We start from the raw sequence: 25,757 nt of genomic DNA on the forward strand, positions 1-25,757 counted from the left end.
TTTCCTCCTTGAAATCGGTTTCACTACTAATTAAATTATAACATAATATCTAATTGAGTGACAAAATGTTTTTAATAACAATATCGTGATATAATTTAGGTGGTGATTTTATGGAAAAGAAGTCCATTCGACTCATTAAATGGTATCAGAAAAACTTATCTGGAAATAAGCATTTTGTCTGCAGACATAAGCCTTCTTGTTCCAATTATGCTTTAGGATGTTATGAACGCTTTAGTTTCCCAAAAGCTACTTTTTTAACTGCAAAAAGGATACTGACTTGTAATCCTCTTTTTAAGCCTAAGTATGATCCAGTTCCTGAGAAAAAAACTAAGGAATCAAAATAGATGTAATATTTATACTTCTATTTAGAATTTTTATAACTTTATTTGAATTGAACCCCTGGATGCTCTATATTTATTTATAGAAAGCAACGAGGTGTTTTTTTATGACTGAAACGACTACCACTTTAGATAAAGTAAAACTCAACCAATCTGCCAAAGTCATTGGTTTAAACTCAACCAAAAAAGAAATCAAGAGACGATTACTAGATATGGGGTTAACCCCAGGTGTAATCGTCCACATTAAAAAGATTGCCCCTTTAGGTGATCCCGTAGATATCAGCATTAGAGATTACAATTTATGTATTAGAAAAGAAGACTTAAAGCAAATTGAGGTCATTATTCTATGAGAATTGCATTAATAGGAAACCAAAACAGTGGAAAAACAACCCTCTTTAATACCTTAACAGGAAGCAATCAAAAGATTGGAAACTGGCCAGGGGTGACGATTGAGCAGAAAGTAGGGTATATAGATAATGGCAAACATGAGATCATAGATTTGCCTGGGATTTATTCTTTATCGCCTTATACACTCGAAGAGTCTATATCAAGGGCATTTCTCCTTCAAGAAAAGATTGATTTGATTATTAACATCATCGATGCGACTCAACTTGAAAGAAGCTTATATTTAACTACGCAACTGCTTGAGTTAAACATTGATATGATTATTTGTCTTAACATGGCTGATACTTTTGTAAAAAAAGGCATCTCGATTCATAAAGAACTATTGTCACAAAAGCTCAATACTTCTATTATCGAGATTTCTGCATTAAAGAAAACCGGCATTCAAAAATTGATTCAGTGTATCAATAACAAAGACTATTTGAAGTATAAACCTCTTAAAATATTCAACCCTAATATTGAAAAGACCATTCAATACTTAGAGGATAAGATCAGTGAGCCTAATAAACGATTCTTAAGCATCAAATTATTAGAATCAGATCCCATTATCGAACACACAATAGATGTATCTTCCTTAACTAAACCGCTTGAGAAAGTTTATGGGTATGATTTTGAAACCATCATTGCTTCTGGTAGGTATGCCTTCATTGAAAAGATCAAAAAAGAATCATTTGTTAGAATTCATCATGGTGACAAACTAACAGAATCCTTGGACAAACTTTTTTTGAATAAGTTTTTAGCCATTCCTATTTTTGGACTAGTGATGTTCTTAATCTATTATCTATCGGTAGGCGTTGTTGGGACATTAACCGTTGATTTTGTTGATGGGACTATTAGTAGGTTTAGTTCGTTTATGTTTGATTTCTTAAAGGACTTAGGTGCACATGACTTTTCGGCTAGCCTCGTCAGTGATGGTATCATTGCTGGGGTAGGATCCGTATTGAATTTCGTCCCACAGCTCATCATTTTATTTATACTAATATCTGCTTTAGAAGGCAGTGGTTATATGACACGAATTGCCTTCTTCTTAGATAGATTGTTTAAGAAATTCGGGTTAAGTGGAAAGTCATTAATTCCCTTTATCATTGGTTCAGGGTGTAGTGTGCCTGGAATCATGGCTACTAGAACGATTGAGTCACAAGATGAGAGACGTATTTCGATTATGTTGACCCCTTTTATCCCTTGTAGTGCAAAACTACCAATAATTGCACTATTTGCTGGGTTCTTCTTTCCTAATAACTCCGGGTTTGTATCGTTTTCGCTTTATATGTTCTCGATTGTTGTCATCTTAATTTCTGCCCTCATCATGAAAACAGTCTTTTTCAAAGGACAGCCTTCAAGTTATATTACAGAGTTACCAAATTATCGAGTTCCTAATTTTAGATATGTTTTCAGAGATGTTTACGAAAGAGTTAAAGAATTCATTTCTCGTGCAGGCACAATCATCTTACTTTCAAGTGTCATCATCTGGTTTTTAAGTTCTTATTCTTTTAGATTAGAGTATGGTGTAGATGTTAATGAGTCTATGCTTTCTTATATCGGAAGAGGCTTTGCATACCTCTTTTATCCGATGTTAGGTGACCTGTCTTGGGCAGCTTCTGTCTCGGCACTTCAAGGGCTTGTAGCGAAGGAACAAGTGGTCTCCTCATTGGCTGTTATTGGTGGATTATCAGCAGAGATCACAGAAGGTAATATCATTCTAAATGCGCCGATTTATCAATTCTTTACCCCTCAATCCGCTTATGCCTTCATGGTCTTTAATCTATTTTCTGCACCATGCTTTGCGGCAATTGGCGCAATGCATAAGGAATTAGGCTCTCGTCGTAAAACCTGGATCGCCATTTTATTTCAAACTGGATTAGCTTATGGACTTGCTACTCTTATTTTCCAGCTTGGCACATTTATAGGAGGCGTCTTATGAACTTAATTGACCTGATCATTCTACTATTTGTAGGCAGTTTGCTTGGGCTTATCATTTACTATAAACTCATTAAAACAAGAGGTAGTATAGGATGTAATTGCAGTCAAAAATCCAGTTGTAATCTAAAGATTCATTCGATTGAATCTATCTTTGAAGACATAAAAAACGACATAAAAACCAATAAGTAGAAAAAACCTATAGCGGACTATCAGCTTTCTCTTTAGTCTCCGCTATAGGTTTTTTATATAAAAGTATTCGTTGCCTTGGTAATTGAACTAATATCACCATTTCATCACGCTCATAGGCTGTAACAGATCCATCTTCATTTTGCATACTTTCTAGATAACCTGTATCTAAGTCATCTGAATACTTGGATGAATATTATCATCGTAGAGTTGAAAGATATCAAAATAGGCAGTGTTTTCTCCTTTGAATACACCATATACTTGAGCACTCACTAGCTAATGGACTCCATTATAAACGTCTTCATCTTACTGCCCATTTATTTAAGAACAAACAGCTAAAAGACAGCTCCTAGCCTTAGCATACGAAAAAGCTTAACGCCATTTTATTGGAGTTAAGCTTTTATTTTAATTAGATATCTAAGTGTTCTATTTCTTTGCTTGTTGATTCTTTTTAATAACTTTTTGTCTAGTGAAAGCTTCACGTTCTTTTTCTTCTAATGATTCTGTAATGAACTTTATGTTTTCTTCAAATCTTGGAATCACAATATTTTCTAGTGCGTTAGCTCTTTTTTGACTCTTACGAATCGCGTTTGCAAGTCTATAGGTTGCGTTATCGATCTCAGCCAGTTTTACAGTCAATTCTTTAACCTTTTGAAAGGATTTATAGGCAAAGTCGAACTTGGTGTTGGTATGACCAATACCATAGGTAATTTTGACCATTTCTGCCTCATGAGTAACCATTGGTAACTCAACACCCATAACGCTTCGGTAACTGACTGAAACATTTTGATCAATTGGGATTGATTTAGCGATATCAGAAACGATCCCAAGCGTTATATTGGCTTCTTGTAAGGCTTGATAGGCTTGTTCATAGGTTTTACTTAATTCAGCACGAACGTGTCTAACATCCTCAACCATGGTCATCATTTCTCTAATTAGAATGTTACGTTTACGATCCATGAGTTCATAGCCTTTTTTGGCTAAGTCGTAAGATTTTTGAAGTGCAATCAAATTCCCTTTTGTAGGAAATACTTGATTATTCATGACGAATATCCTTTATGCCTTTAATGTATGTTTTGTTAGCAATATGGAACCTTTCGACTGCACGCTCATGGCTATAATATTTATCTAATAAATCTTGGTCAACTCTATGTAATTCATCTTTAGGTAAAACCGATAATAAGTCCCAACCTAAATCTAAAGTGTCGGTGATTTGTCTATTGGTTTCGAACCCTTGATTTAAGAAGTGTTTTTCGAATAGTTTTCCAAATTCTATGTATTGTCTATCAATTGGAGAGAGTTCATCTTCACCAATAACAGAAGCTAGACTTCTTGCATCTTGAACCTGTGCGTATGAGGCGAATAATTGGTTTGATACACTAGAGTGATCTTTACGAGTAAAGCCATCACCAATCCCGTCTTTCATCAGACGTGATAAAGAAGGTAATACCCCAACAGGTGGGAAAATAGATAATTGGTTTAAGTCTCTGCTTAAAACAATTTGTCCTTCTGTGATATAGCCTGTTAAGTCAGGTACTGGATGGGTAATGTCATCATTAGGCATGGTAAGAATTGGAATTTGTGTAACGCTACCTTTAGCGCTCTTAACGATTCCTGCTCTTTCATAAATGCTTGCTAAATCCGAATATAAATACCCAGGATACCCTTTTCTACCTGGAATTTCACCTTTGCTACTTGAGAACTCACGAAGCGCTTCACAATATGCCGTAATGTCTGTAAGGATTACTAACACATGCATGTCGTGTTGATAGGCTAGATACTCTGCTGCAGTAAGGGCAAATCTTGGGGTAAGGGTACGTTCGATAATCGGTTCATTGGAGAGGTTTAAAAACATTACCACCTTATGCATGACTCCGGCTTCTTCGAAAGACTTTCTGAAGTAGTCTGCAACGTCATTTTTAACGCCCATTGCAGCGAACACAATACAGAAATTATCGCCATTGCCATCGGCAATTTTAGCTTGTTTTACAATTTGAACGGCCAGTTCATTATGTGGCATCCCCGAACCTGAGAAAATCGGTAATTTTTGTCCGCGAATGAGTGTTGTTAACGCATCAATTGAACTGATACCAGTTTGAATATAGTTTCTTGGGTAAACACGGCTTACTGGATTTAGAGGCAATCCGTTGATATCACGTTTTTCATCAACGAAAACATCTCCAAGTCCATCGATTGGTCTACCAGAACCATTGAATGTGCGTCCTAGGATTTCCTTTGACAACGCCATTTCAACGGGTTTCCCAGTGAACTTCGATAGCGTATTAAATAAAGAGATGTCTTGTGTGCCTTCGAAGACTTGAACTGCGATTTTATCGCCTTCAATTTGCACTACCCTTCCATAGCGTGTTTCACCATTTTTAAGCTTAATTTCGACCATTTCTTCATAGCCGACATTTTCGGTTTTTTCTAGATAAATGAGTGGCCCGTTAATTTCATCTAGTCCTTTATATTGTAGATTCATAACTTGCCTCCTTATCGTACACTCTTAACGGCTTCATCAATCAGTGATTGATACCCATCAAGTAAGTCAATTTGATTATTTGGAATGTCGTATTTAATCTTGATAACCTTGTCAAAAATCCCGGTTTCCAGTAAGAGATTCAATGATTTACCACTTTCAATAAACTGACGTGCACGTTTTTCTAGATATAGAATCACATCCATCATCTTAAGTTGTTTTAAAAGAGGTACATACGTATCTTCTTTGTGGAAGGCATTTTGTTGGAGGTATCCTAGACGAATCACTTTCCCCATTTCAATGATGAGTTTTTGATCATCTGGCAATACGTCACTACCAATGAGTTTTACGATTTCTAATAGTTTGTTTTCCTCAGCCAAGATGGACATAATTTGTTTACGGTTAAGTAAGAAGCTAGGATCAACCTCTTTATCAAACCATCTGGTTAAGTCATTAATATACTCACTGTAACTCAAGTTCCAGTTGATTGCTGCATAGTGTCTTTGATAAGCTAATTGCTTGTCTAGTGCCCAAAAGCTTCTAACGAAACGTTTGGTGTTTTGAGTGACTGGTTCAGAGAAGTCAGCACCTTGTGGAGATACTGCGCCAATAATCGAAACAGATCCTTCAGAATCTGAAAGTGTTTTGACATAACCAGCTCTTTCATAGAACTGAGATATTCTACTTGGTAAATACGCAGGGAACCCTTCTTCTGCTGGCATTTCTTCTAATCTACCAGAGATTTCTCTTAATGCTTCTGCCCATCTTGAAGTGGAGTCAGCCATAACTGCGACATGGTATCCCATGTCTCTGTAGTACTCTGCAATCGCAACCCCAGTGTAAATTGAGGCTTCACGAGCAGCTACTGGCATGTTAGAGGTATTCGCAATTAAAACTGTTCTTTCAAGAAGTGGTTTATTGGTTCTTGGGTCAATTAATTCGCCAAATTCTTCAAGAACTTGAGTCATTTCATTCCCACGTTCACCACACCCAACATAAACGATTAAATCGGCATCACACCATTTCGCAAATTGGTGTTGCATCATCGTTTTACCGGTACCGAATCCACCTGGGACTGCTGCAGTCCCCCCTTTGGCAATTGGGAATAAGGTGTCAATAACACGTTGTCCTGAAACAAGTGGAATCGACATTGGAAGACGTTTTTGCACAGGTCTTGGGGTTTTGATTGGCCACTTTTGCACAAGATTCAACGAATGAATTTTATGTTCAAAGTCTTCAATTTGAATGATGGTGTCTTTAAGCGCATAAATGCCATTCTTAGCTTTAGAAATGACCTTACCAGATAAACCGATTGGAATCATCAAGCGGTGTGTGATGGTTTCAGTTTCAGGAACCGTCGCGAACACTTCGCCTTCTTTGACATAATCACCAACATTGGCAAGTATTGTAACTTCCCATTTAGAATCCATGTCTAATGAAGTCACATCTGACCCAGTCGGAATATAGATGCCTGAGGTTTGTTCAATCGTCTTAAGTGGGCGTTCAATCCCATCAAATATGTTTTTCAGTAAGCCTGGTCCTAAAAGGGCAGAGATTGGTTCACCTGTTCCGTAAACTGGGTCTCCTACTTTTAGTCCTGTTGTAGATTCATATACTTGAATGACTGTTTTGGTTTTGCTGATTGAGATGACTTCCCCCAATAAGCGCATTTTCCCAACATAGACCATTTCAAGCATCGAAAACGTAGTCGAATTTTGGACGGTAACGACTGGACCATTAATCGAATAAATCGTGTTTGTCATATTACCCTCCTTATTTCTTAATGAATAATCGAGCATTTTCATAGAACCATTTTTTACGTTCTTCTAGTTTTTGATCAATGGTATGATCAATAGAAACATTAAGATCGTCTATGGTTGCAACAAAGCCCCCAAAGTGAATGAACTCGTTATATGAAAATTCTTGATTTCTTTTCTTTAACACTTCTTCTAGCAAACCATCTTCTTTACCAATCTCAATTGTGATTGGTAAGCCTTTTGCATATTTCAAGATGTCTTCGTACTTGTTAGACATGCTCTTTTGATAGTCTTTAGATTGTCTATATAGCACAAGTTTCTTGTATACTGCTTCAAAAACGTTATTGACCATGACTTGGCGTTCTTTAATAAGTTGCTCGTCATATCCAATACCGATTTGATTAATTTTGTCTTGATGCTCAATTTGTAACTCACGCAACGCTTTACTGGTTTCAAGCTTGTTTTTCAATTCTTGTTCAGCATTGACTTTACTCATTTCTTTCGAATATAAGTAGTCAATTTCTTTACGGAGTTTCTCAATACGGATTTCAGATTCACGCTTAATTGCATTTTCGAAATAGCGTTTGAGTTGGTCTTCGTTATAATATGCCATTTAGCCACCTCACAGTTTGACGCCGATGGCTTCACTCACATATCGGTCAATTGCTTCACCAATTGATGAGGAACCATGTCTGTCTGGTATTTCAACAATGAGTTTACGAGATTCTCGTAGTTTAATTTCAGATATGACATCTGGTGCTAATTCTACGAGTTTAGTTGTCACTAAAACAATGGCAATTTCAGGATCTTCTAGTGCATCTTCAAGCGCGATTAAAAATTCGTCTTTTTGATGTACTACAACCCCGTCAATTCCCACAAGTCTCATACCAACTTCTGTATCCACATTGTCGCTAATTAAGAAAAATCTCATAGGATTTCCCCCTTAATTATAATTTGTTGATGATAAGAATTGAGATAAGTAATCCGTAGATCGCAACCCCTTCACCAAGGGCAACGAAAATTAGTGATTTACCAAAGTTCTTTTCGTTTTCAGAGAACGCTCCAATCGCTGCTGGTGCTGCTGCAGCAACCGCGATGCCTGCGCCTAAAGCTGACATACCTGTTGATAATGCTGCACTCAAGAAACCTAACCCTTGAGCCATTGTGCCTGTAATTGAAGCAACTACTGATTCACCTTCAGCTGCAGATACAACTGGGCTTGTGAAGAATTGAACAACAAATACAAAAGCGATGACTGCGAAGAACCCTGATACGTGTACAAGTAATCTTGTTTTTGCAGAGTGTACAGTTGTTTTACCTCTGAATACTTTGATCAAAGGTAAAGTGATTAATGTGATTAAAATAAGTGGTAATACTAATTCAATGAAATTTAACATAATTTATGCCTCCTAATGTATTATTGATTTAATGCGTTAAACGCAACGCCATTACCTTGGTAATAACGTGAAAACATTTCATAAAATTGAAGTCTTAAAACTTGGATTCCGACAATCATGCCTTCAAGTGCCATTACGAAAATGTTACCGAAGATCATAACCAATAATCCAGCATTCCCTACCATGCTCATTAAGCTTGTTACTACAAGCATCATACCGGCGTGAGAGAGAATAAAGCCACCAACACGTAAGAATGACATCGTATTGGTTACATAAGATAGAATGATTTCGAATAATTCGAAGAATGCTTCAACGAAGAATCCACCGAACCCATCTGGGAACATCTTATGTTTGTGTACTTTTCTATGGATTGGTTCTTTAAGGAATATCAGAAATAGAGGTATAACCACAAACGGAATGATTGTGACTATACTGAATACTTTAATGCCTGTAAGTAATTGAAGTGCGAATCCAATACCTAAGAATCCATAAAGCATTAAACCAGAAAATCCATTATGAGAGCATATTGCTTCAACATAATTCTTTCGTCTTAATTGTGTGTAGATATTAAGCGTCATTGTTGTAAGAATTAACACTGCACCAATCGCAATTGCTGTAATTAAGAGTGTCATCGTAAAGTTCGCGTCCATTACGTGGATTGGTTTCCCTTTCATACCAAGCAAATCAGTATAAAGCGGGGTTAGGATTTCTTCATCTCCAAAGAATGATCCATATAACAATCCAAATAGTGCTGAAAACAATCCAATACGGATTCCTACAGCCCCTAAACGCATCCCTTTAAACTTATACGCTAAGAATCCTATTAACATCAACACTAACCCTTGTCCTAGGTCTCCAAACATCATTCCGAATAAGAATGAATACGTTAAAGCTAAGAATGGGGTAGGATCGATTTCATCATAAGCAGGTAACCCATACATTTCAACAAACATCCCAAATGGTTTTGAGAACCATCCATTCTTCAGTTTAGTCGGTGGTGTAATACGTTTATCTGTATCGGCATCATGGACTTCAATATCAACATCTTCCAAGCCATCAAAAGCTTGTTTAATCGAGTCGATATCTTGTTCAAGCATAAAGCTTGAAATCGTGAATTTATCCCCAAGTCCAACCACATATTTCTTTGCTTCGAATAATCTACTTAAGAATAACAGTTGGCCTTTAATATGGGCAAGATTGTTTTGAGAGCCATCCGTAATTGAGCAAATAACATCTTTGTATGCATTAATCTTTGCCTTCGCATCCGAAATGGCATTTGTGATATCTTGAATGGCTTGTTTTGGAGTCCCACGAACAAAGTCAGGAATAAAGCTTCTTTCAAAGAATAAGGATGAGAAGATATTATCTACTTCTCTTTTATATTCTTGTGTTGTGTAATACATACACCATACATAGTTTGAATCTTCATTAAATGATTTAAAGACAAACGGACGGTTTTGGAAAAATCTTAGTTTGTCGACTGAATCATTTGGAAGGCGTCCGAAACGCATTGATACATACTCACAAGCAAATAAATCGTCTAGTGGTAAATCCAAACTCTGAATATTTTTCACCTGAATTAGTGCATTCTCATGTTTTTCAATGAACTGTTCTAATTCTTTAATTTTTGCGACTTCTTCCTCGAGTGAAGCTCTTAAATCTGTGATGTAATCATACATACGATTTAAATCATAAGATTCATCTCTGTATTCAATATTAGGTAAGTTTAAATCGTACTTTGACTCAATGTCTTGGATATCTTGTAACATCGTCTGACATGGGTTTTCTGAGACGAAAGATGTAAGTCCTTGAACCTTTTCGACAATTTCACTTGCCAAAACAGGGTGGAAGTTCTTTAAATCTATAAATCTCATCAATACACGATCTAAATTATCTATATTGGAGGTTAGGTCAATAAGTTTAAGTTTTGCTATACCCATAGTGCCTCCTAGTAAATTAGCATTTGCTTGATTTCATTTTCATCAACTTGGTAACGAATGCCTTCAATGGTGTTCGTTAAGTTGTCAATTTCGATTTCACTTAGCGTCATAAATGCTAAGAAAACCTTTGGTACTTCTGTTGAAAAATACATAAACTTCTTGGCAATATCATATCTGATTTTGCCTGCGTAATACTCAACGTATACATAGTCTTTATCACTTTGAAATCTCGAGAACTCTGATTTAGATAAGTACTTTAAGATTGCATCGGGATCTTGGATTGCGATGATCTCATCCATTTTTTTCTCGCTGATGCGTGAGTGTTTTTTGATCAATACACTTTTAATGGTTACGGGATTAGCTTGGTAGAACTTTTTAAGACGATAAATCTTGATAATGTTTCCTAGTTCAATCCGCGTTTCAAATACACTCTTTAAGTCCTTGGCTAATTTACCACTGTAAAACTTATCGATGCGATCAAAAGCTTCATCGTAGAAATAAGATTCTAAGTGATGCTCGATGTCTAAATATCTAATCATCTCAGGATTTTTTGTGTAAAAAGGTTTAAGTATTTTGTAATAAGGTGTTTTTTCTAATGCTGCTAATAACTCATCAAAATTGGTGGTTTTGATTAATTGCTCAACACTGATTTTTGTGTGTGTTTCGAAGAAATAGGGGATTTTACCCTTCATATCGTCGAACTCTTGAGAAATTATGGTTCTTAAGACAGCTAGAATTAAGTCATTTTCTTGATTCACGATACTCAACCTATAGAATGGTTCATCTTTAGAAAATACTTGGTTAGTGAGACGCTGAATTTGATCAAATGAATTTCGTTTAATAAGCGCTTCAAGTTGACCTCTATGAATTGCGTTCTCAGAAACATCTTTCAGAGTTTCTTGATAGTTAGGATGTTTCTTTAGAAAACCAACCAAATCCGGGATTGAACGAAATTTGACAATACGTTCATAGTCCTCTTCTTTTAAAAAGTTTCCATATATAGATTTAGCTTTCGTGATGATTGCATTATTTGCAAAACCCATTAAGCATTTCTCCTTTTTTATTCAACACAGTAAGCATAAATGGCGTCAATCCATTCATTTTCCTTCTCGTCGAACTCCTTTTTAATTACATCCAACATTTCGATGAATTTTTCTTTTTCTTTTTCAGTCTTTGAGACAATCTCAGCTTCATAGTTCTGCTTAGTTGACTCAATTAAGTCTGTAAGTTTCTTCTTATTCGTTTTGATTAAAGCAAGTTCGTCTTGTTTAACACGTTCTTCAAGCGTTTCTTTTTCTTTTTGAAGGGCGTTAACAGCTTCTCGCGCTTCTTTGTCTAACTGAATCGTTTCTTTGATTAAGGCAGTATGCATAGGTTCACCTTCTTTTCTCATATAATGATTTACTTTAAAAACACGAAATGCATTCTTTATAACTTAATCTTTAAGAACGCACGCGTATACATATAATAAAATGCATAATCACTCATTTTCATTATACACTTTTATGTATCTATTTTAAAGTTGAATCGTACTTTTAAGCCAACATTGCTATTTTAGTACAAAGGCTTTACTATTACAAGAATAAATCGTCATGTTTAGATATGGAAAACGGTTTTATTTGTGATTATTATGAAAAAAAGGACGTCTTAGCGACGTCCCTTAATACTAAATAGTACTTTTTTGATGATTTCGTTAGCAATTAATGGAATAATACTCAATATAACAACAATATCCCAGTCTATCATTTTTAACATTGTAACCCCAAATGCATCTTGTAAGAAAGGTACACTGATGACGGTTACTTGTAGTAACACCCCAACAATAAGTGATCCGACAAGATACTTATTAGAGAACAAACCAACTTTAAAAATAGACTTAGTTTCACTTCTTACTGAGAATGAGTAAAGAAGTTGTGATAATGCTAAGACTACGAATGCCATTGTGGAGGCATAAACAAATGCATCTTGACCATGTTCTACATGAATAATGTCTTTAAATTGAATTCCTTGTTCTAACAGGCCAATAACGAAAGCGGTTAATGTTAATAACCCAATTAGTGTGCCACCAATGATTGCTCTTAGGGCAGCATTGTTTGCGAAGAACGATTCTTTCTTGTTACGTGGTTTTTGGTTCATCACATCTGGATCACCCAAGTCAACACCAAGTGAAATGGCTGGTAGCGTATCTGTAATTAAGTTAATCCATAATATTTGTGTGGCTAATAATGGTACTGGCCATCCAAATAAAACCGCTAAGAAGATTGCGACGACTTCACCTAAATTACATGAAAGTAAGAAAATGACTGCTTTTTTGATGTTGTTATAGATGTTTCTACCTTCTTCAATGGCAGAGACAATGGTTGAGAAGTTGTCATCTGTAAGAATCATATCTGCAGCACCTTTAGATACATCGGTACCTGTAATACCCATTGCAACTCCAATGTCTGCACTCTTTAATGAAGGTGCGTCATTAACACCATCTCCAGTCATAGAAACGATGTTATCTAAGCGTTTAAGGGATAATACAATTCTCACCTTGTGTTCTGGAGAAACCCTTGAGAACACACTATAATTCATAATAATCTTATCCAATTCTTCATCTGAATAATCGTCTAATTTTTGACCTAACATGGTTTCTTCAATATTTTTTGCAATACCTAATGTTTTAGCGATTGCAAAGGCTGTATTCGGATGGTCTCCGGTAATCATGACGACCTTGATTCCGGCGTTTTGAGCATGTTTGATTGAATCCTTAACTTCTAATCTTGGAGGGTCAATCATGCCTGCAAACCCGACGATAACCATTTCTTTTTCAAGTTCTTTAACATCTGGTGAATAGCTAAAGTCTTGGTAGGCCAAGCCTAATACTCTTAAAGCCTTATTAGACATCTCATTGGCCTTATCCAATAGTTCATTGATGATTTTATCTGTAATGGCTACTTTTTCACCATTGACTAGTGCATGCGTTGAAAACTTAATTAAGTTATCGAGTGCACCTTTAGTATAAACACGGTAGTGATTACCTATAGGGTGTACGGTTGACATCATCTTACGATCTGAGTCAAATGGCTTTTCATTGATTCTTGGATAAGCATCATTTAACTCACTTGGAACAATCTTATTTAGAATCCCGAAGTTAACCAATGCAATTTCAGTTGGGTCACCTGTTTCAACGCCATTTTCTGAGGTTGCATCGCTACATAACATAAAGCCTTCTAATAAAAGTTGTTTAGATTCATTGGTTTCATTTAGTGTAAAACTTTCGATAACGGTCATCTTATTTTGAGTAAGCGTTCCGGTTTTATCACTACAGATTACGTTAACAGAGCCTAATGTTTCAACGGCAGGAAGTTTCTTAACGATTGCATTTTTCTTGGACATTCTGGTTGTTCCAAGTGCTAAGACGATGGCTACGATTGCAGCAAGCCCTTCTGGAATAGCTGCAACTGCTAGTGAAATCGCTGTAATAAACATTTCGATTAAATCTTTTCCTTGAAGTGCACCAAGTCCAAAGATGACTATACATACAACAATCGCGATAATCCCAAGGATTTTTCCAAGTTCATCTAGACGTTTTTGAAGTGGGGTAGTGTCGTCTGTTTCAGTATCAAGAATACTTGCGATTTTACCCATTTCAGTGGACATACCTGTATAAACTACAACCCCTTCACCACGACCATATGTGACCAACGTTGACATAAATGCCATGTTGATTAGGTCTCCTAGGGATACTTTGTCTGATTCAAGTTTTACATCAGCGTTTTTATCAACTGGTACGGATTCTCCAGTTAAGGCTGATTCTTCAATTTGAAGGTTCTTACTTTCGATTAATCTTAAGTCTGCCGGAATAATTCGGCCGGCCTCAAGAATAACGATGTCCCCTGGCACTAATTCTTCTGAATCAATTTCGATTAATGAGCCATTTCTTCTGACAAGTGCTTTTGGAGATGCCATTTTCTTTAATGCTTCCACCGCTTTTTCAGCTTTGGATTCTTGGATTACACCAATGAATGCGTTAATGAATACAACAAGCAAAATAATGATGGCGTCTGTGAACTCTGGATGACCTTCTAGTGCACTTGCAATAATGGTTAATATAGCTGCTGCTAACAATACATAGATCAAAAGGTCATTTAATTGTTGAAAAAACAAGTAAATTACACTTTTCTTTTTCTTCGATGTTAATTTATTTTGGCCATACTGTTCAATGCGTTTTTGTGCTTCACTTGAAGATAATCCCTGTTTAGGATCTACCTCTAGTGAACTTAATACATTTACTACATCTTTTTGATAATACATGTTATCACTCCTATTCTTATTATACTTATTAGTAACCTACAAAGTAAAGAAAAGACCATACTTCTAAACAGAAATATGGTCTTGCAATTCATAAATGAAATCATGCCCGGGCATTAAGCCGTTGTGACGAACATGAAGGTAAATGGTTATTTACTTGCTACTCCCCATGAGTAGATTAACTTGTAGTATTAATTATAAACGAAAGCCTTTGGTAAATCAACATTAATATGCTCTTGCAAATAAAATTGTTTGTGTTGCTTTCTTTTTAGTAACTGGACAGAGTTCAGTCACAAGTGGTTCATCTAAGATGACTCTGGCAGTTGCTTGAACATCTGCTTTAATGATTAATTCTGCTTCTTCCCCACAAACGCTCATCTTGATGTATCCACCCTTTTCAATTTGGGTTTTGAACTCATCATAAGTCTTTGCGACAAATGTATTTTTTTGAACATGGTTAAGGGCATTATTGTATAGATCTTGATGCATGTCTTTTAAGACTTGATCCATGGATGAAACGACCACATCTAGGCCAATTTGAGATTTCGCTCTATTGTGTCTAGTTGTAACTGTGACAACCCCATTTTGAAGATCTCTTGGACCAACCTCAAGTCTAACTGGTACACCCTTCATTTCGTATTCAGCAAACTTCCAACCTGGGGTACGATTTGAATCATCTAGTTTTACACGGTATCCTGCTTCTTTCAAATCTTGATAAAGCTTATTAGCAGCATCCATGACTTCTTGTTTTTGACTTTGAATTGGAATGATCACAATTTGAGTTGGTGCAACATATGGTGGTAATACTAAGCCTTCGTCATCACCATGAACCATAATTACAGCACCAATCAATCTTGTAGATACACCCCAAGAGGTTTGATATACGTGTTTTACTAAGTTATCGCTGTCTTGGTATTTGATGTCAAATGCTTCTGCAAATCCGCTTCCAAAATAGTGTGAAGTACCTGATTGTAAAGCTTTACCATCATGCATTAATGCTTCAATGGCATAGGTTTCAACAGCTCCAGCAAATTTCTCTTTTTCCGTCTTTCTCCCTGTAACGAAAGGAATCGCTAATAAATCACGACCTAAACGGTTATAAGTATCTAGCATGTCTAAGGTTTCTTTTCTAGCTTCTTCTTCAGTTCTATGAATGGTATGACCTTCTTGCCATAGGAATTCTTTACCTCTTAAGAAAGGTCTAGTGGTTTTTTCCCATCTAACCACACTGCACCATTGATTATACTTCTTTGGAAGGTCACGGTATGAACTTACAATTTTTGCATAATGTTGACAGAATAAAACTTCAGAAGTAGGTCTAACGATAAGTCTTTCACCTTCATCGCCTGAAGCTGTTGTCATAAATGCAGTTTCTGGCGCAAAACCGTCTACGTGGTCTTTTTCTTTTTGGAATAGCGATTCAGTAATCACCATTGGCATGTAGACATTCTCATGTCCAGTCTCTTTAAATTTAGTGTCTAAGTATTTTTGAATATTTTCCCATATTGCATATCCGTATGGGCGGTAAATGATAAAGCCTTTCGCATCGCTATAATCCATCAGTTCTGCTTTTAAGCATAAGTCAGTGTACCATTGTGCGAAATCTTGATCACGTGAGGTTATTGTTTCAACTAGTTTTTTATCCATATTATTCACCTTTAATCCAAATGGTTTCCCCATTTTCAAATATTACTTTACGTTCACTATAGAGTCTTCCAAGTGCACGCTTAAATGCTTTTTTCGATAATCCAAAGGCTGCATCAATCGCTTCTTTATCCGAATCTGCAGTCAAGGCCATTCTGCCATGTTTCTTTAAGAATTCTTCTAACATAACAGCGTCTTTATCCATCATGATTTCTTTGGTTTCTATCAATGACCCACTATAATCACCTGGGGTAATTCTCGCAATTCTCACTTCAAGTTCTTCTCCCATGCGGTGTTTTTCACGCATTTGAGTATGATGGACGAAAAGCTTATGTCCTTCTTGAGTGATTAAGTTCAATCCTTCATGACCTGAATGAATGACATAGGCCGTAACCTTGTCCCCGAGTTTCAAAGGATTTTCAGGTCTTAAATCAATATCCACTTTGTTAAGTGGTTTGGCTGTTAGTCTATTTTTGTGTCTTAAGATACAGTATAGTTTGTCGCCAACTTGCGGCCATAATGTTTGATCATATGGCAGGAAATCTTTTGAGACCAACATGTCTTTAGAAGTTCCGTTATCGACGAATACGCCTAATGTTTCATGTAAGTCTTTGACAACTACAAAACCTGGTCGATTCGTCGTGATAATGGGCTTGCTAAGGGTGGCAGCTAATCTCGCTTTGTGGTCATAATAGATAAATGTTTCTACTGTTTGACCCGCTTCTAATTTTTGAAAGTTTGTTTCATTATTGTGTAACAAAACTTCCTCTTTTCCGTCTGTAAGCATATAACCAATATCAGTCTTACGTAGGACTTTTAATTCATTTAATTCACCAATTTTTAGCATTTTATCACATCCTTGTTCAATTATATCATACTAATTCTTTTTTAGTGTTTTTATAGTCTATAAAAAATAGCGCTGATAGGGCAATAACCCCGGATAATACATAAAACAAACGGTACCCATAATACTCTGTAAGAAATCCACCTGCCATCATAATTAAAGCGGTGAATAAGCTTCTAACACTTGAGAAAATCAGTATCCCCAAAGTGACATTTTTAGGTTCAGTGATTTCCGTAATGTATCTGACGGTAATATAAAGCATACTTCCCATGGAAATGCTTCTGATGAATGAGAATGCAATATAACTCCATAGTGGTAAGTCAAACCCATAGTATAGGAATCGTAACCCGTTAGCAAGTGCGATTGCTACCAAGATTGAACGTGTTGATAGTTTGTCACCAAATTTGGATAATAAAGCTAATACTAGGATTTCTCCTATGACAAAAACAAATGTTACAAATCCAAATCCATCGGCATCTAGTCCAAATGTTTGGAAATACAGGCTCAAGTAGTTATCTCCACCAAACATAATTCCAAGTGTAATTACATAGAATAATGCAAACTTGATGTAGTTTTTGTTTTGACCTAAAACTTTAATGTCACTCTTTGTGTTTAGGTTCTCATCCCCAGTTAAATCAATCGGCAATATCCAACTCATGAGTATTGCAACGATGGCTAGGAAAAAAGCTGCGATCATGAAGGTATCTTCATAACCAATCTTACTTATTAACAACCCTGAGGAAAGGGTAGCAAGTCCATAAGCCAAAGACCCCCATAAACGAATGTTTCCATAAGATGTATTAGTCTTTTTCGTGTAAATTGACGTAAAACTATCTAATAATACATAGATTGGCTGGCCTACTATCGCAATCATAATCACTACTAGGGGAATCCAGGATAGTTGATTTAAACTAACCAGAATGATTACTGATATGGCTTCAATCACTGGTAGTATTCGTAAAAATAGTCGATTATCATTGACGTTTCTAGAAAGCATACTCCAAAGCGGATTTACAAACAAAGCAGTCAGCGGTAATATCATTAAAATGATGCCTAAGTCCTTATTAGGCACATTCAAATACTTTAAATATAGTGCAAAAAAGGGATAAAAAAACGCATCCCCTACAAATCTAAAAAAATAGGTTATTTGATACTTTCGGTATTCTTTCATATAATCACCATAAGTATTATATCAAATACAAAAAAAAGTGAAAGTATTTTCACTCTTTTAAAAGGTACTGATTTACTTAGATAAAAGTTGGTTAACTTCGTTATATCGCTTGATAAGTAGTTTCGATACGAGTTCGACCATTGGGTCCATTGTTTTTTCTTCTTTAAACATGTCCAATGCATGGAAATATTCTTTTGCATCTATTCTACTAATTGAGATCGGTAAGTAATCATTTTTAATAAGTACGAAATTTAGTACTAATCTAGCAAGTCTGCCGTTCCCATCCACAAAAGGGTGAATCTTTGAAATAACTAAGGTAGCATAGCATGCAAGCTCGATTGCATCCCCTTTAAACTCAGACAGATTATTCATAAACTTCTTCATACGATCATAGACTTTAACGTGGTCAGGTGGCTGATGGGTTGAGCCCATAAGTTGCACATTAACTTGTCTGTAATAACCCGCATTCATGATATCTTGAAGAATCATTTGATGAAGATCTTTTAAGAATTCTTCAGAAAGTTCTTTCTTTTCTTTTGCGGATTTAACTACATACTCGTAAGCCTTAAGATGATTTAGTACTTCTTTTTGTTCGCGTTCGCTACGGTTAAGCAATTTTTTTGCTTGAGCAAGTGTTTCAACTTCTTCTAATGTAACATGGTTATTGCCTTCAAAACTAACTGCATCAACGGCAAATCTTCTTGAAAATGCTTCGTCGATTCTTTGAACTTCCTCTTCCTTAGCTTCTTTAAGCATTAGTAAGAGGTGCTTTTTCTCTGCTTCTAAAAGTCCTTTTTCCATATTAAATTCACTCCCGTTTCTTATAATTTCATTATATCAATAAAAACGCTATCATTCAACTTAAAAAAATTTGAATTATCTTACAGTAATTGGCAAAAGCATTTGGAATCAATAATCTAATTTACAATAGAATGAACCGTATCTTATCAGAATAAAAACTAAACAATGAAAGAAAACGCCTTTGTAGGGTCTAATCGACTACAAAGGCGTACATATTAATGATTCACTTTTTTCAAAAATTGCTTAGTGCGTTCTTCTTTTGGCGCATTGAAGAAATCATTTGGATTATTCTCTTCTAATACGATGCCTGAATCCATAAATAAAATTCGATCTGATACATCTTTCGCAAAGTTCATTTCGTGAGTAACAATGACCATCGTCATGCCTTCATCTCTTAATGTTTTAATGACTTCAAGTACTTCTTGGACCATTTCTGGGTCAAGGGCACTGGTTGGTTCGTCAAATAACATCACCTTAGGTTCCATGCATAACGCTCTTGCGATGGCAACTCTTTGTTTTTGACCCCCAGATAATCTTCTAACATCTTGATACAAGAAATCTTGTAGGCCAACTTTACTTAAGTACTTAATCGCGCGGTTTGTTGCTTCTTCTTTAGATAAACCGAGTCTAATCACGGGGCTCAACGTACAGTTTTCTATGACGTTTTTGTTGTTGAATAGATTAAACTGTTGGAATACCATGCCCATGTGTTCTCTTAATTTATCAATGTCTGTTTTGGGATCCATTAAATCCGCACCATCAAAATAGATGTGGCCAGAATCCGGTTCATTTAATAAGTTTAAACATCTTAAAAGGGTTGTTTTACCAGACCCTGAAGAGCCTAAAAGGGTAATCACTTCTTTTTCATGAACAGACAAATTAATCTCATTTAAAATGGTTTTATCTCCAAAACTTTTCGTTAAATTCATCACTTCAATGATTGGTTTCATGCCTTCACCTCATTGGTCGTATCTAGTTTTTTGGTTAGATAATCGACTATTTTACTCGATACATAGGTCAAAATTAGATACAATACAGCCGCAATCAAGAAGGCTTCTAGGTATCGATAAGTTGCACTTGCACTTTGTCTAACGGAGTAGAATAAATCCACCACTGAAATAACCGATAACACGGCGGTGTCTTTCAGATTGACAACAAACTCATTTCCAATTCCTGGTAATGCATTTTTAATGGCTTGTGGCCAGATGATATGTCTCATTGCTTGCTTACGGTTTAAGCCTAAGGTTCTTGCTGCTTCCATTTGACCTGGATCTACAGCAGAAACACCGCCTCTTAAGACTTCTGAGATATAAGCAGTTGTATTGATGGTAACAATCAATAACCCTGCAGGTAGTGGACTCCACCAAGGAAAGATTCTTAAAGAAGCAATACCGTAATATATAATCATCGCTTGAACAATCATTGGCGTACCTCTAAAAATAGTGGTATAGGCTATAGATAACTTCTTTAAGATGGTTTTTGTAATTTTTTCTACTAATGTGTCTCTTTTATGATCAATTTCTACTAATCTAGCTTGGGCAACCATCATGGCAAGTAAAAATCCACCTAATGTCCCCACGACAGAAAGTAGAATTGTTACCCCTAATCCATATAATATGATTTCATAGTAGTTTTCGATTAAGTAAAGCATGGTTTTAAATATTTTGCCTTGTTCAGGCAATGAGGCTAAAACAATACTCATTAGTCGTTAGCGTTTGCTCTTGATACAGCTAAAGTCATCCAAGCTTCTTTTGACTCTAATGATAGTTTCTCTAATACACCATTAATAGCTTCTAATAATTCATTATCGACTTTTCTAACAGCAACCGCACTTACGACATCTTCTTCTAAGACAGTAAACCCATTTTCAGAATCAAATTGGATGTATTTTAATTGTGGGTTTGAACTTGTGATTGAAATAGCAACTGGCAATTCTGCAATAAACGCATCGGATACGCCACTTGTTACTGCATTGGTGATTGCGTTATAGGATTCAAGCGCTGTCCCACGTTTTACCCCTGGGATTTGATCGACTAAGTCGTCTTGTAAAGTACCTAATTGCGCAATAACTTCAGCTCCGGAAAACTCTGAAATAGATGTTGCATTCGCATATTTAGAATCCGTTCTGACAACCATTACTTGTGATGCACGGTAGTATTCACTTGAGAAATTCACTGTTTCTTTTCTAACTGCTGTCGGACTCATCCCTGCAATAATTACGTCGATGGTTCCAGCTTGAAGGGCAGGAATCAATCCATCCCAGTCAATCGCCTTGATTACTAATTTTAAACCTAGTTCTTCAGCAATCTTCTTAGCGATTACAACATCATAACCATCTACAAAAGCGCCAGCTTGTCCGTGAATTGGCATAGTGAACTCAGTTTCTGTTGTGGTAGTCCAGTTATAAGGTGCATAAGCCGCTTCCAGACCTACTACCAAGGTGTTTCCTTCTTTTACCTCATATACGCTTTGACTACATGCGCTTAAGATAAACGTTAATGCAACTACTAATACGATCAATATTCTTCTCATGTCGAAGACCTCCTAATTTTTTAACAAAAAAAGCGTCCAATAGGACGCCTTCAACACGAAATAAATTTAAAATTTAATCGGTTAGCGCCTCTACATCTTTTAACTGTAGGAGTGTTATAAGTGTTCCCTATAACCCCATATGGTATTTATGCCTAAATCCATATTCGGCGATGGTTACCTTTCAGATTCTTCGTCGCATGCCTGCTCCAAATCTTACTATGATACATCGCTGCCTCTAAACTTTTTTTGTTTGCATATAGAATACGGTATATTGATGACTAAGTCAACCTTAATACCATATAAAACGCTTTCAGTCTGAAAAAAGATAAGAAAAAGGACTGAAAACAGTCCTTACCTTACCTTGTTATTTAAAATTATAATTTAACAACTTTGCTAGCTTGTGGGCCGCGGTCGCCGTCTTTAACTTCAAATTCAACTTGGTCGCCTTCTGCTAATGCTTTGTAACCATCAGCTTGAATAGCGCTGAAATGAACAAATACATCTTTGCCTTCTGATGTAGAGATAAATCCATATCCCTTTTCTGCATCAAACCATTTAACTTTGCCTGTCATAATAACTGTACTCCTTACTTAAAAATTCTAGTGAAATCATTTTTCACCTAAACTCATTATACACTACATAAATATTAAAAACAAGGGGAATGTCTAACTATTTTTAAAGTATTTTTTATTAGTCTACATTTACTTCTTTTCGGTTCTTAATATCTTCTACAATCACTTTATACATAGTTTCATCAATCTTGTAAAACTTATTGTATATAAAGTAACTAATAGCAATCAATACTAAAGGAATCAACAACATCGCCGTTTTAAGGCCGTTGATCATGCCTTCTGTTACATCACCCACAGAGGTTGCGTCCGTAATCCCAATAATAACTAAAGTGACACCTACGAACCCACTTGCAAGTGCACCTGATAGCTTATTAACAAAAGGCTGTACTGCAAAGCTGACTGACTCATTGCGTTTTTTTAGCTTGTACTGGCCATATTCTACTGTATCTGCCAATAAAACTAGCATTAATAGTTGAAGAATGCCTTGCCCAAAAAACATCAATACTGCTGAGAATCCTATGTATAAAAGTTTCATTGGCGATAAGAAAAATAAAACATATCCAACGACAATTAATGCCGTAGAAAACATATAGAGTTGATTTCTCTTCATACGTTTAGAAAAGAATTGGAAGGACAGTAGGGCAATAATTTGCGCTACCCCTAAAATAATGCCAAATATCGAATAAATACTTTCATCTTGATAAGCATACTTGAAGAAATGTAATCCAAAATTGGTTGTGATCATATACCCTGTCATAAATAAAGACATTGATATGCCTGCCCAAAGCAGCTGATCGTTTTTACCAATAATTGTTAGAATATCTTTCACCTTAGTCTTTGGTTGTTCAACATGGACCCTTTCTTTAACGAAAAGAATTGTAAACATTTGTCCAATTACCATTATAATGGCTAACAGTATCGCAAAAAGGAAATACGCCTTCTCATAACTACCTAAGAAATCGCTCAAGAGTTTTGTGATTGGCACTAAGCCACCAACCACCGCGAATAACCCAATGTTTGCGAAAATTCTTGCCCAAGCCCCTAAGGATTCACGTTCTTTTTGATCTAGGGATAACGCCGGCAACATCGACCAATAAGCAATATCGTTCATGGTATAAAATACTTCCCACAATAAATAAAATCCTGTAAAAAATAGAATGTATAAGCCATCACTAACCTCAAAACTATGAAACATCAGTGAAGCTGTTACAGCTGAGCCTAAAACTCCAATCAAAAGCCAAGGCTTAAACTTTCCATATTTGGATTTTGTATTGTCAATGATAACACCCATAAAAGGGTCATTAAACGCGTCAAATACTCTTATCACTACGATGATTGCCGTTAGAATCAAAATCATTCTCGAGGAGAAGTTACGAATTTCGGTAAGATAGAATATGAGATACATCGATAGTAAGGTGTAACTCATGTCTCTACCAATGGTCCCAACCCCGAAGGCAAACTTCTGTTTAGTTTTCATTTCTAACCTCCATGATTAACGCTTGGTAAGGCTTTAGTTTTGAATTTATATCTTCATAATTATTAAAGACAACAATCCCTTTGGGCAATAGATGATACTTCTTATGTCGTTTGGTCATATTAATTAAGACAAACACTTTCTGAGATTGAAATACTCTATAAAAACCAATGACGCCTCTTTTTTGATTGACAAATTGGATATCTCCAATGGATAATGCCTCACTATTTTTGCGATAGTTGATGAGTTCTTTATAGTAGTTTAACAACGAGTTTGGATCTTTTTCCTGAGCCTTAACGTTGATTTTTACTTGATTATGATTCATCGCTAACCAAGGTTTTGCTTTTGAGAATCCTGAGTCACTATCCCATTGCATTGGACTTCTCGCATTATCTCTTGAACTCTTTTTAATCATTTTCTTTCGGTACCATTTAGGGAAATGAAGTTTCTTTGACAAAGCCCAAATGTTTTTGGTTTCAACGTCCTTATAGTCATCAATTGAATGATAATCGACATTAAGCATGCCAATTTCTTCCCCTTGGTAAATAAAAGGCGTCCCCCTTAATGTGAGTAAGAGTGTCGAAAGCATCTTCCCAGACTCGTTATGATAATACTCACGTCCAAACCTTGAGATACTTCTTGGTTGGTCGTGGTTTTCAAAATAAACGGTATTCCATGAAAGGTTTTCTTGCCAATGTTTAATGACTTTTATAAACTTATTCGGTTTAAACTTGGTTCTGAACCACTTATTATTGATTTGATCGGTTTCCATATGGGCAAATGAGAATACCATATCTAGTTCTTTCTCATCTTTTCCCATTAAGGCTTCTGCTTGTTCCACATTTACCAACACCGTTTCACCAACCGTGATGGCGTTATAAGGGTCAAACACTTCTTTTCTAAGACGTTTTAGAATCTCATGATTGCCTTTGGTTGAATGATAATGTTCTAACCCCTTTAATACAAGGCGCCACTTACCATCTTCTAGACTGTCTTTATAAATGACATTAATAACGTCACATCTAAAGCCTTTTATCCCTTTATCTAACCAAAACTTAAGAATCTTAATGAACTCTTCTATGACTTTTTCATTTCTTAAGTTTAAATCTGGCTGGTTCTTAGCGAAAAGGTGTAAGTAAAAACTACCATCTTCTGTTTGACTCCAAGCCTTTCCACCAAAAAAACTGGTCCAGTTGTTTGGGTACTTCTTATTTGAATCTTTATAAATATAATAGTCGCGGTACGGACTTGTCTTATCTTTGGATTTAATGAACCATTCATGTTGATCAGATGTATGATTCATCACCAAATCCATAATGATTCCGATGTTTCTAAGTGAGGCTTGATGAATCAATTCGTCCATATCTTTCATGGTGCCAAACTCTTTATTGATCTTGTAGTAATCACTTATGTCATAGCCATAATCGACGTTAGGCGACTGATAAACAGGGCTTAGCCATATGTAGTCAACCCCTAAGGATTTTATGTAATCTAGTTTGGAGATAATGCCTTTGAGATCTCCGATGCCATCGTTGTTAGAGTCTTTAAAGCTTCGTGGATAAATCTGATAAAAAACTTTTGATTTATAATCCATAAGAACAACCCCTTTTACAGGTATTATATCATATATAAAGAATCACTAAGTAAATGACTCATATGGATTTTTATAAGAGCTAATCTAACAATCTAGTAAATAAATCCTTTTGGTTCGTAACCCTATACACTCACTTATTTTATGTTGATATAACCGTTTATCTCTTTTATAATGGTAGTAGAAAAGGACTGATACTATGGCGATAAAAGAACCGATTTTGTCAATATTCGAAGAACGAACTCTCAAGAAAAGTGAGGATAACCGTATTGAACATGTTAAGTTCATTAATAGATCGCACGATCCCATAGTGTGTGAACTACCCACCACTTAAATAGAAGTGGGGGCTTCCTATCCAAACCGATGTACCCACCAGTGACTCAATAGGCTATCCCCGTAGTCCCTACGGTTCT

General features: G+C 36.0%; 24 protein-coding genes and 1 riboswitch. Of the genes, 4 read left to right on the top strand and 20 right to left on the bottom strand.

What is annotated here, in order from left to right:
- Window positions 1-110: 110 nt before the first annotated feature.
- The 4 genes from yidD (at window position 111) to JN09_RS04275 (ending at window position 2,849) form a co-directional block, all read left to right on the top strand.
- On the top strand, window positions 111-344 hold the full coding sequence (gene yidD, locus JN09_RS04260) for a membrane protein insertion efficiency factor YidD (RefSeq protein ID WP_204433051.1): 234 nt from the start codon (window positions 111-113) through the stop codon (window positions 342-344).
- A gap of 101 nt (window positions 345-445) precedes the next feature.
- On the top strand, window positions 446-688 hold the full coding sequence (locus tag JN09_RS04265) for a FeoA family protein (protein ID WP_204433052.1): 243 nt from the start codon (window positions 446-448) through the stop codon (window positions 686-688).
- On the top strand, window positions 685-2,661 hold the full coding sequence (feoB, locus tag JN09_RS04270; protein WP_204433054.1) for a ferrous iron transport protein B: 1,977 nt from the start codon (window positions 685-687) through the stop codon (window positions 2,659-2,661). Before JN09_RS04265 ends, feoB begins: the two co-directional genes overlap by 4 nt.
- Entirely contained in the window at window positions 2,658-2,849 is a 192-nt protein-coding gene (locus JN09_RS04275) for a hypothetical protein (protein WP_204433055.1), read from the top strand. The genes feoB and JN09_RS04275 overlap by 4 nt, the downstream gene beginning before the upstream one ends.
- A gap of 423 nt (window positions 2,850-3,272) precedes the next feature.
- Here the strand turns inward: JN09_RS04275 and JN09_RS04280 are convergent, their stop codons facing one another.
- From JN09_RS04280 to JN09_RS04375, 20 genes are all read right to left on the bottom strand, one after another.
- A complete protein-coding gene (locus tag JN09_RS04280) occupies window positions 3,273-3,890 on the bottom strand; it encodes a V-type ATP synthase subunit D (RefSeq protein ID WP_204433056.1) in 618 nt (205 codons plus the stop codon).
- Window positions 3,883-5,328, bottom strand: a complete 1,446-nt coding sequence (locus tag JN09_RS04285; RefSeq protein WP_204433057.1) for a V-type ATP synthase subunit B — start codon at window positions 5,326-5,328, stop codon at window positions 3,883-3,885. The genes JN09_RS04280 and JN09_RS04285 overlap by 8 nt, the downstream gene beginning before the upstream one ends.
- Before the next feature lie 11 nt (window positions 5,329-5,339).
- On the bottom strand, window positions 5,340-7,088 hold the full coding sequence (locus tag JN09_RS04290) for a V-type ATP synthase subunit A (RefSeq protein ID WP_204433058.1): 1,749 nt from the start codon (window positions 7,086-7,088) through the stop codon (window positions 5,340-5,342).
- A gap of 10 nt (window positions 7,089-7,098) precedes the next feature.
- Window positions 7,099-7,695 carry a hypothetical protein gene (locus JN09_RS04295; RefSeq protein ID WP_204433059.1) on the bottom strand — a complete coding sequence of 199 codons (597 nt, stop codon included), beginning with the start codon at window positions 7,693-7,695 and terminating at the stop codon, window positions 7,099-7,101.
- 9 nt (window positions 7,696-7,704) lie between these two features.
- Window positions 7,705-8,013, bottom strand: a complete 309-nt coding sequence (locus JN09_RS04300) for a V-type ATP synthase subunit F (protein ID WP_204433060.1) — start codon at window positions 8,011-8,013, stop codon at window positions 7,705-7,707.
- A gap of 16 nt (window positions 8,014-8,029) precedes the next feature.
- Complete coding sequence (locus tag JN09_RS04305; protein WP_204433062.1) at window positions 8,030-8,479, bottom strand: ATP synthase subunit C; 450 nt, start codon at window positions 8,477-8,479, stop codon at window positions 8,030-8,032.
- A 20-nt stretch (window positions 8,480-8,499) separates the two neighbouring features.
- Complete coding sequence (locus JN09_RS04310) at window positions 8,500-10,419, bottom strand: V-type ATP synthase subunit I (protein ID WP_204433064.1); 1,920 nt, start codon at window positions 10,417-10,419, stop codon at window positions 8,500-8,502.
- An 8-nt stretch (window positions 10,420-10,427) separates the two neighbouring features.
- Window positions 10,428-11,462 carry a V-type ATPase subunit gene (locus JN09_RS04315; protein WP_204433066.1) on the bottom strand — a complete coding sequence of 345 codons (1,035 nt, stop codon included), beginning with the start codon at window positions 11,460-11,462 and terminating at the stop codon, window positions 10,428-10,430.
- Window positions 11,463-11,479: 17 nt separating this feature from the next.
- Entirely contained in the window at window positions 11,480-11,812 is a 333-nt protein-coding gene (locus JN09_RS04320; protein WP_204433068.1) for a hypothetical protein, read from the bottom strand.
- A gap of 254 nt (window positions 11,813-12,066) precedes the next feature.
- Window positions 12,067-14,718, bottom strand: coding sequence for a cation-translocating P-type ATPase (locus tag JN09_RS04325; protein WP_204433070.1), 2,652 nt, complete (start codon window positions 14,716-14,718; stop codon window positions 12,067-12,069).
- 222 nt (window positions 14,719-14,940) lie between these two features.
- Window positions 14,941-16,362, bottom strand: coding sequence for a proline--tRNA ligase (gene proS, locus JN09_RS04330; RefSeq protein ID WP_204433071.1), 1,422 nt, complete (start codon window positions 16,360-16,362; stop codon window positions 14,941-14,943).
- 1 nt (window position 16,363) lies between these two features.
- Window positions 16,364-17,206: a S1-like domain-containing RNA-binding protein gene (locus JN09_RS04335; RefSeq protein ID WP_204433073.1), complete on the bottom strand. Its 843-nt coding sequence runs from the start codon at window positions 17,204-17,206 to the stop codon at window positions 16,364-16,366.
- Between the two features lie 25 nt (window positions 17,207-17,231).
- Entirely contained in the window at window positions 17,232-18,374 is a 1,143-nt protein-coding gene (locus tag JN09_RS04340; protein ID WP_204433075.1) for an MFS transporter, read from the bottom strand.
- Window positions 18,375-18,446: 72 nt separating this feature from the next.
- The gene (locus JN09_RS04345) at window positions 18,447-19,175 is read right to left on the bottom strand and encodes a Fic family protein (RefSeq protein WP_204433077.1); all 729 of its coding nucleotides are present in this window, start codon (window positions 19,173-19,175) and stop codon (window positions 18,447-18,449) included.
- A gap of 215 nt (window positions 19,176-19,390) precedes the next feature.
- Window positions 19,391-20,125, bottom strand: a complete 735-nt coding sequence (locus tag JN09_RS04350) for an amino acid ABC transporter ATP-binding protein (protein ID WP_235985187.1) — start codon at window positions 20,123-20,125, stop codon at window positions 19,391-19,393.
- A complete protein-coding gene (locus tag JN09_RS04355) occupies window positions 20,122-20,877 on the bottom strand; it encodes an amino acid ABC transporter permease (protein WP_204433078.1) in 756 nt (251 codons plus the stop codon). Before JN09_RS04355 ends, JN09_RS04350 begins: the two co-directional genes overlap by 4 nt.
- Window positions 20,877-21,707 carry a transporter substrate-binding domain-containing protein gene (locus tag JN09_RS04360; protein WP_204433080.1) on the bottom strand — a complete coding sequence of 277 codons (831 nt, stop codon included), beginning with the start codon at window positions 21,705-21,707 and terminating at the stop codon, window positions 20,877-20,879. The genes JN09_RS04355 and JN09_RS04360 overlap by 1 nt, the downstream gene beginning before the upstream one ends.
- A gap of 74 nt (window positions 21,708-21,781) precedes the next feature.
- Window positions 21,782-21,953: riboswitch (Lysine riboswitch) on the bottom strand.
- Window positions 21,954-22,081: 128 nt separating this feature from the next.
- Window positions 22,082-22,279, bottom strand: a complete 198-nt coding sequence (locus tag JN09_RS04365; protein ID WP_204433082.1) for a cold shock domain-containing protein — start codon at window positions 22,277-22,279, stop codon at window positions 22,082-22,084.
- A 118-nt stretch (window positions 22,280-22,397) separates the two neighbouring features.
- Window positions 22,398-23,756 (bottom strand): glycoside-pentoside-hexuronide (GPH):cation symporter, encoded by a 1,359-nt coding sequence (locus JN09_RS04370; RefSeq protein WP_204433084.1) that lies wholly within the window; start codon window positions 23,754-23,756, stop codon window positions 22,398-22,400.
- Window positions 23,746-25,347, bottom strand: coding sequence for an alpha-glucosidase (locus JN09_RS04375; protein WP_204433086.1), 1,602 nt, complete (start codon window positions 25,345-25,347; stop codon window positions 23,746-23,748). Before JN09_RS04375 ends, JN09_RS04370 begins: the two co-directional genes overlap by 11 nt.
- Window positions 25,348-25,757: the final 410 nt, after the last annotated feature.

This window comes from Paracholeplasma morum, assembly GCF_016907055.1.
Taxonomy (GTDB): Bacteria; Bacillota_I; Bacilli_A; order Acholeplasmatales; family UBA5453; genus Paracholeplasma; species Paracholeplasma morum.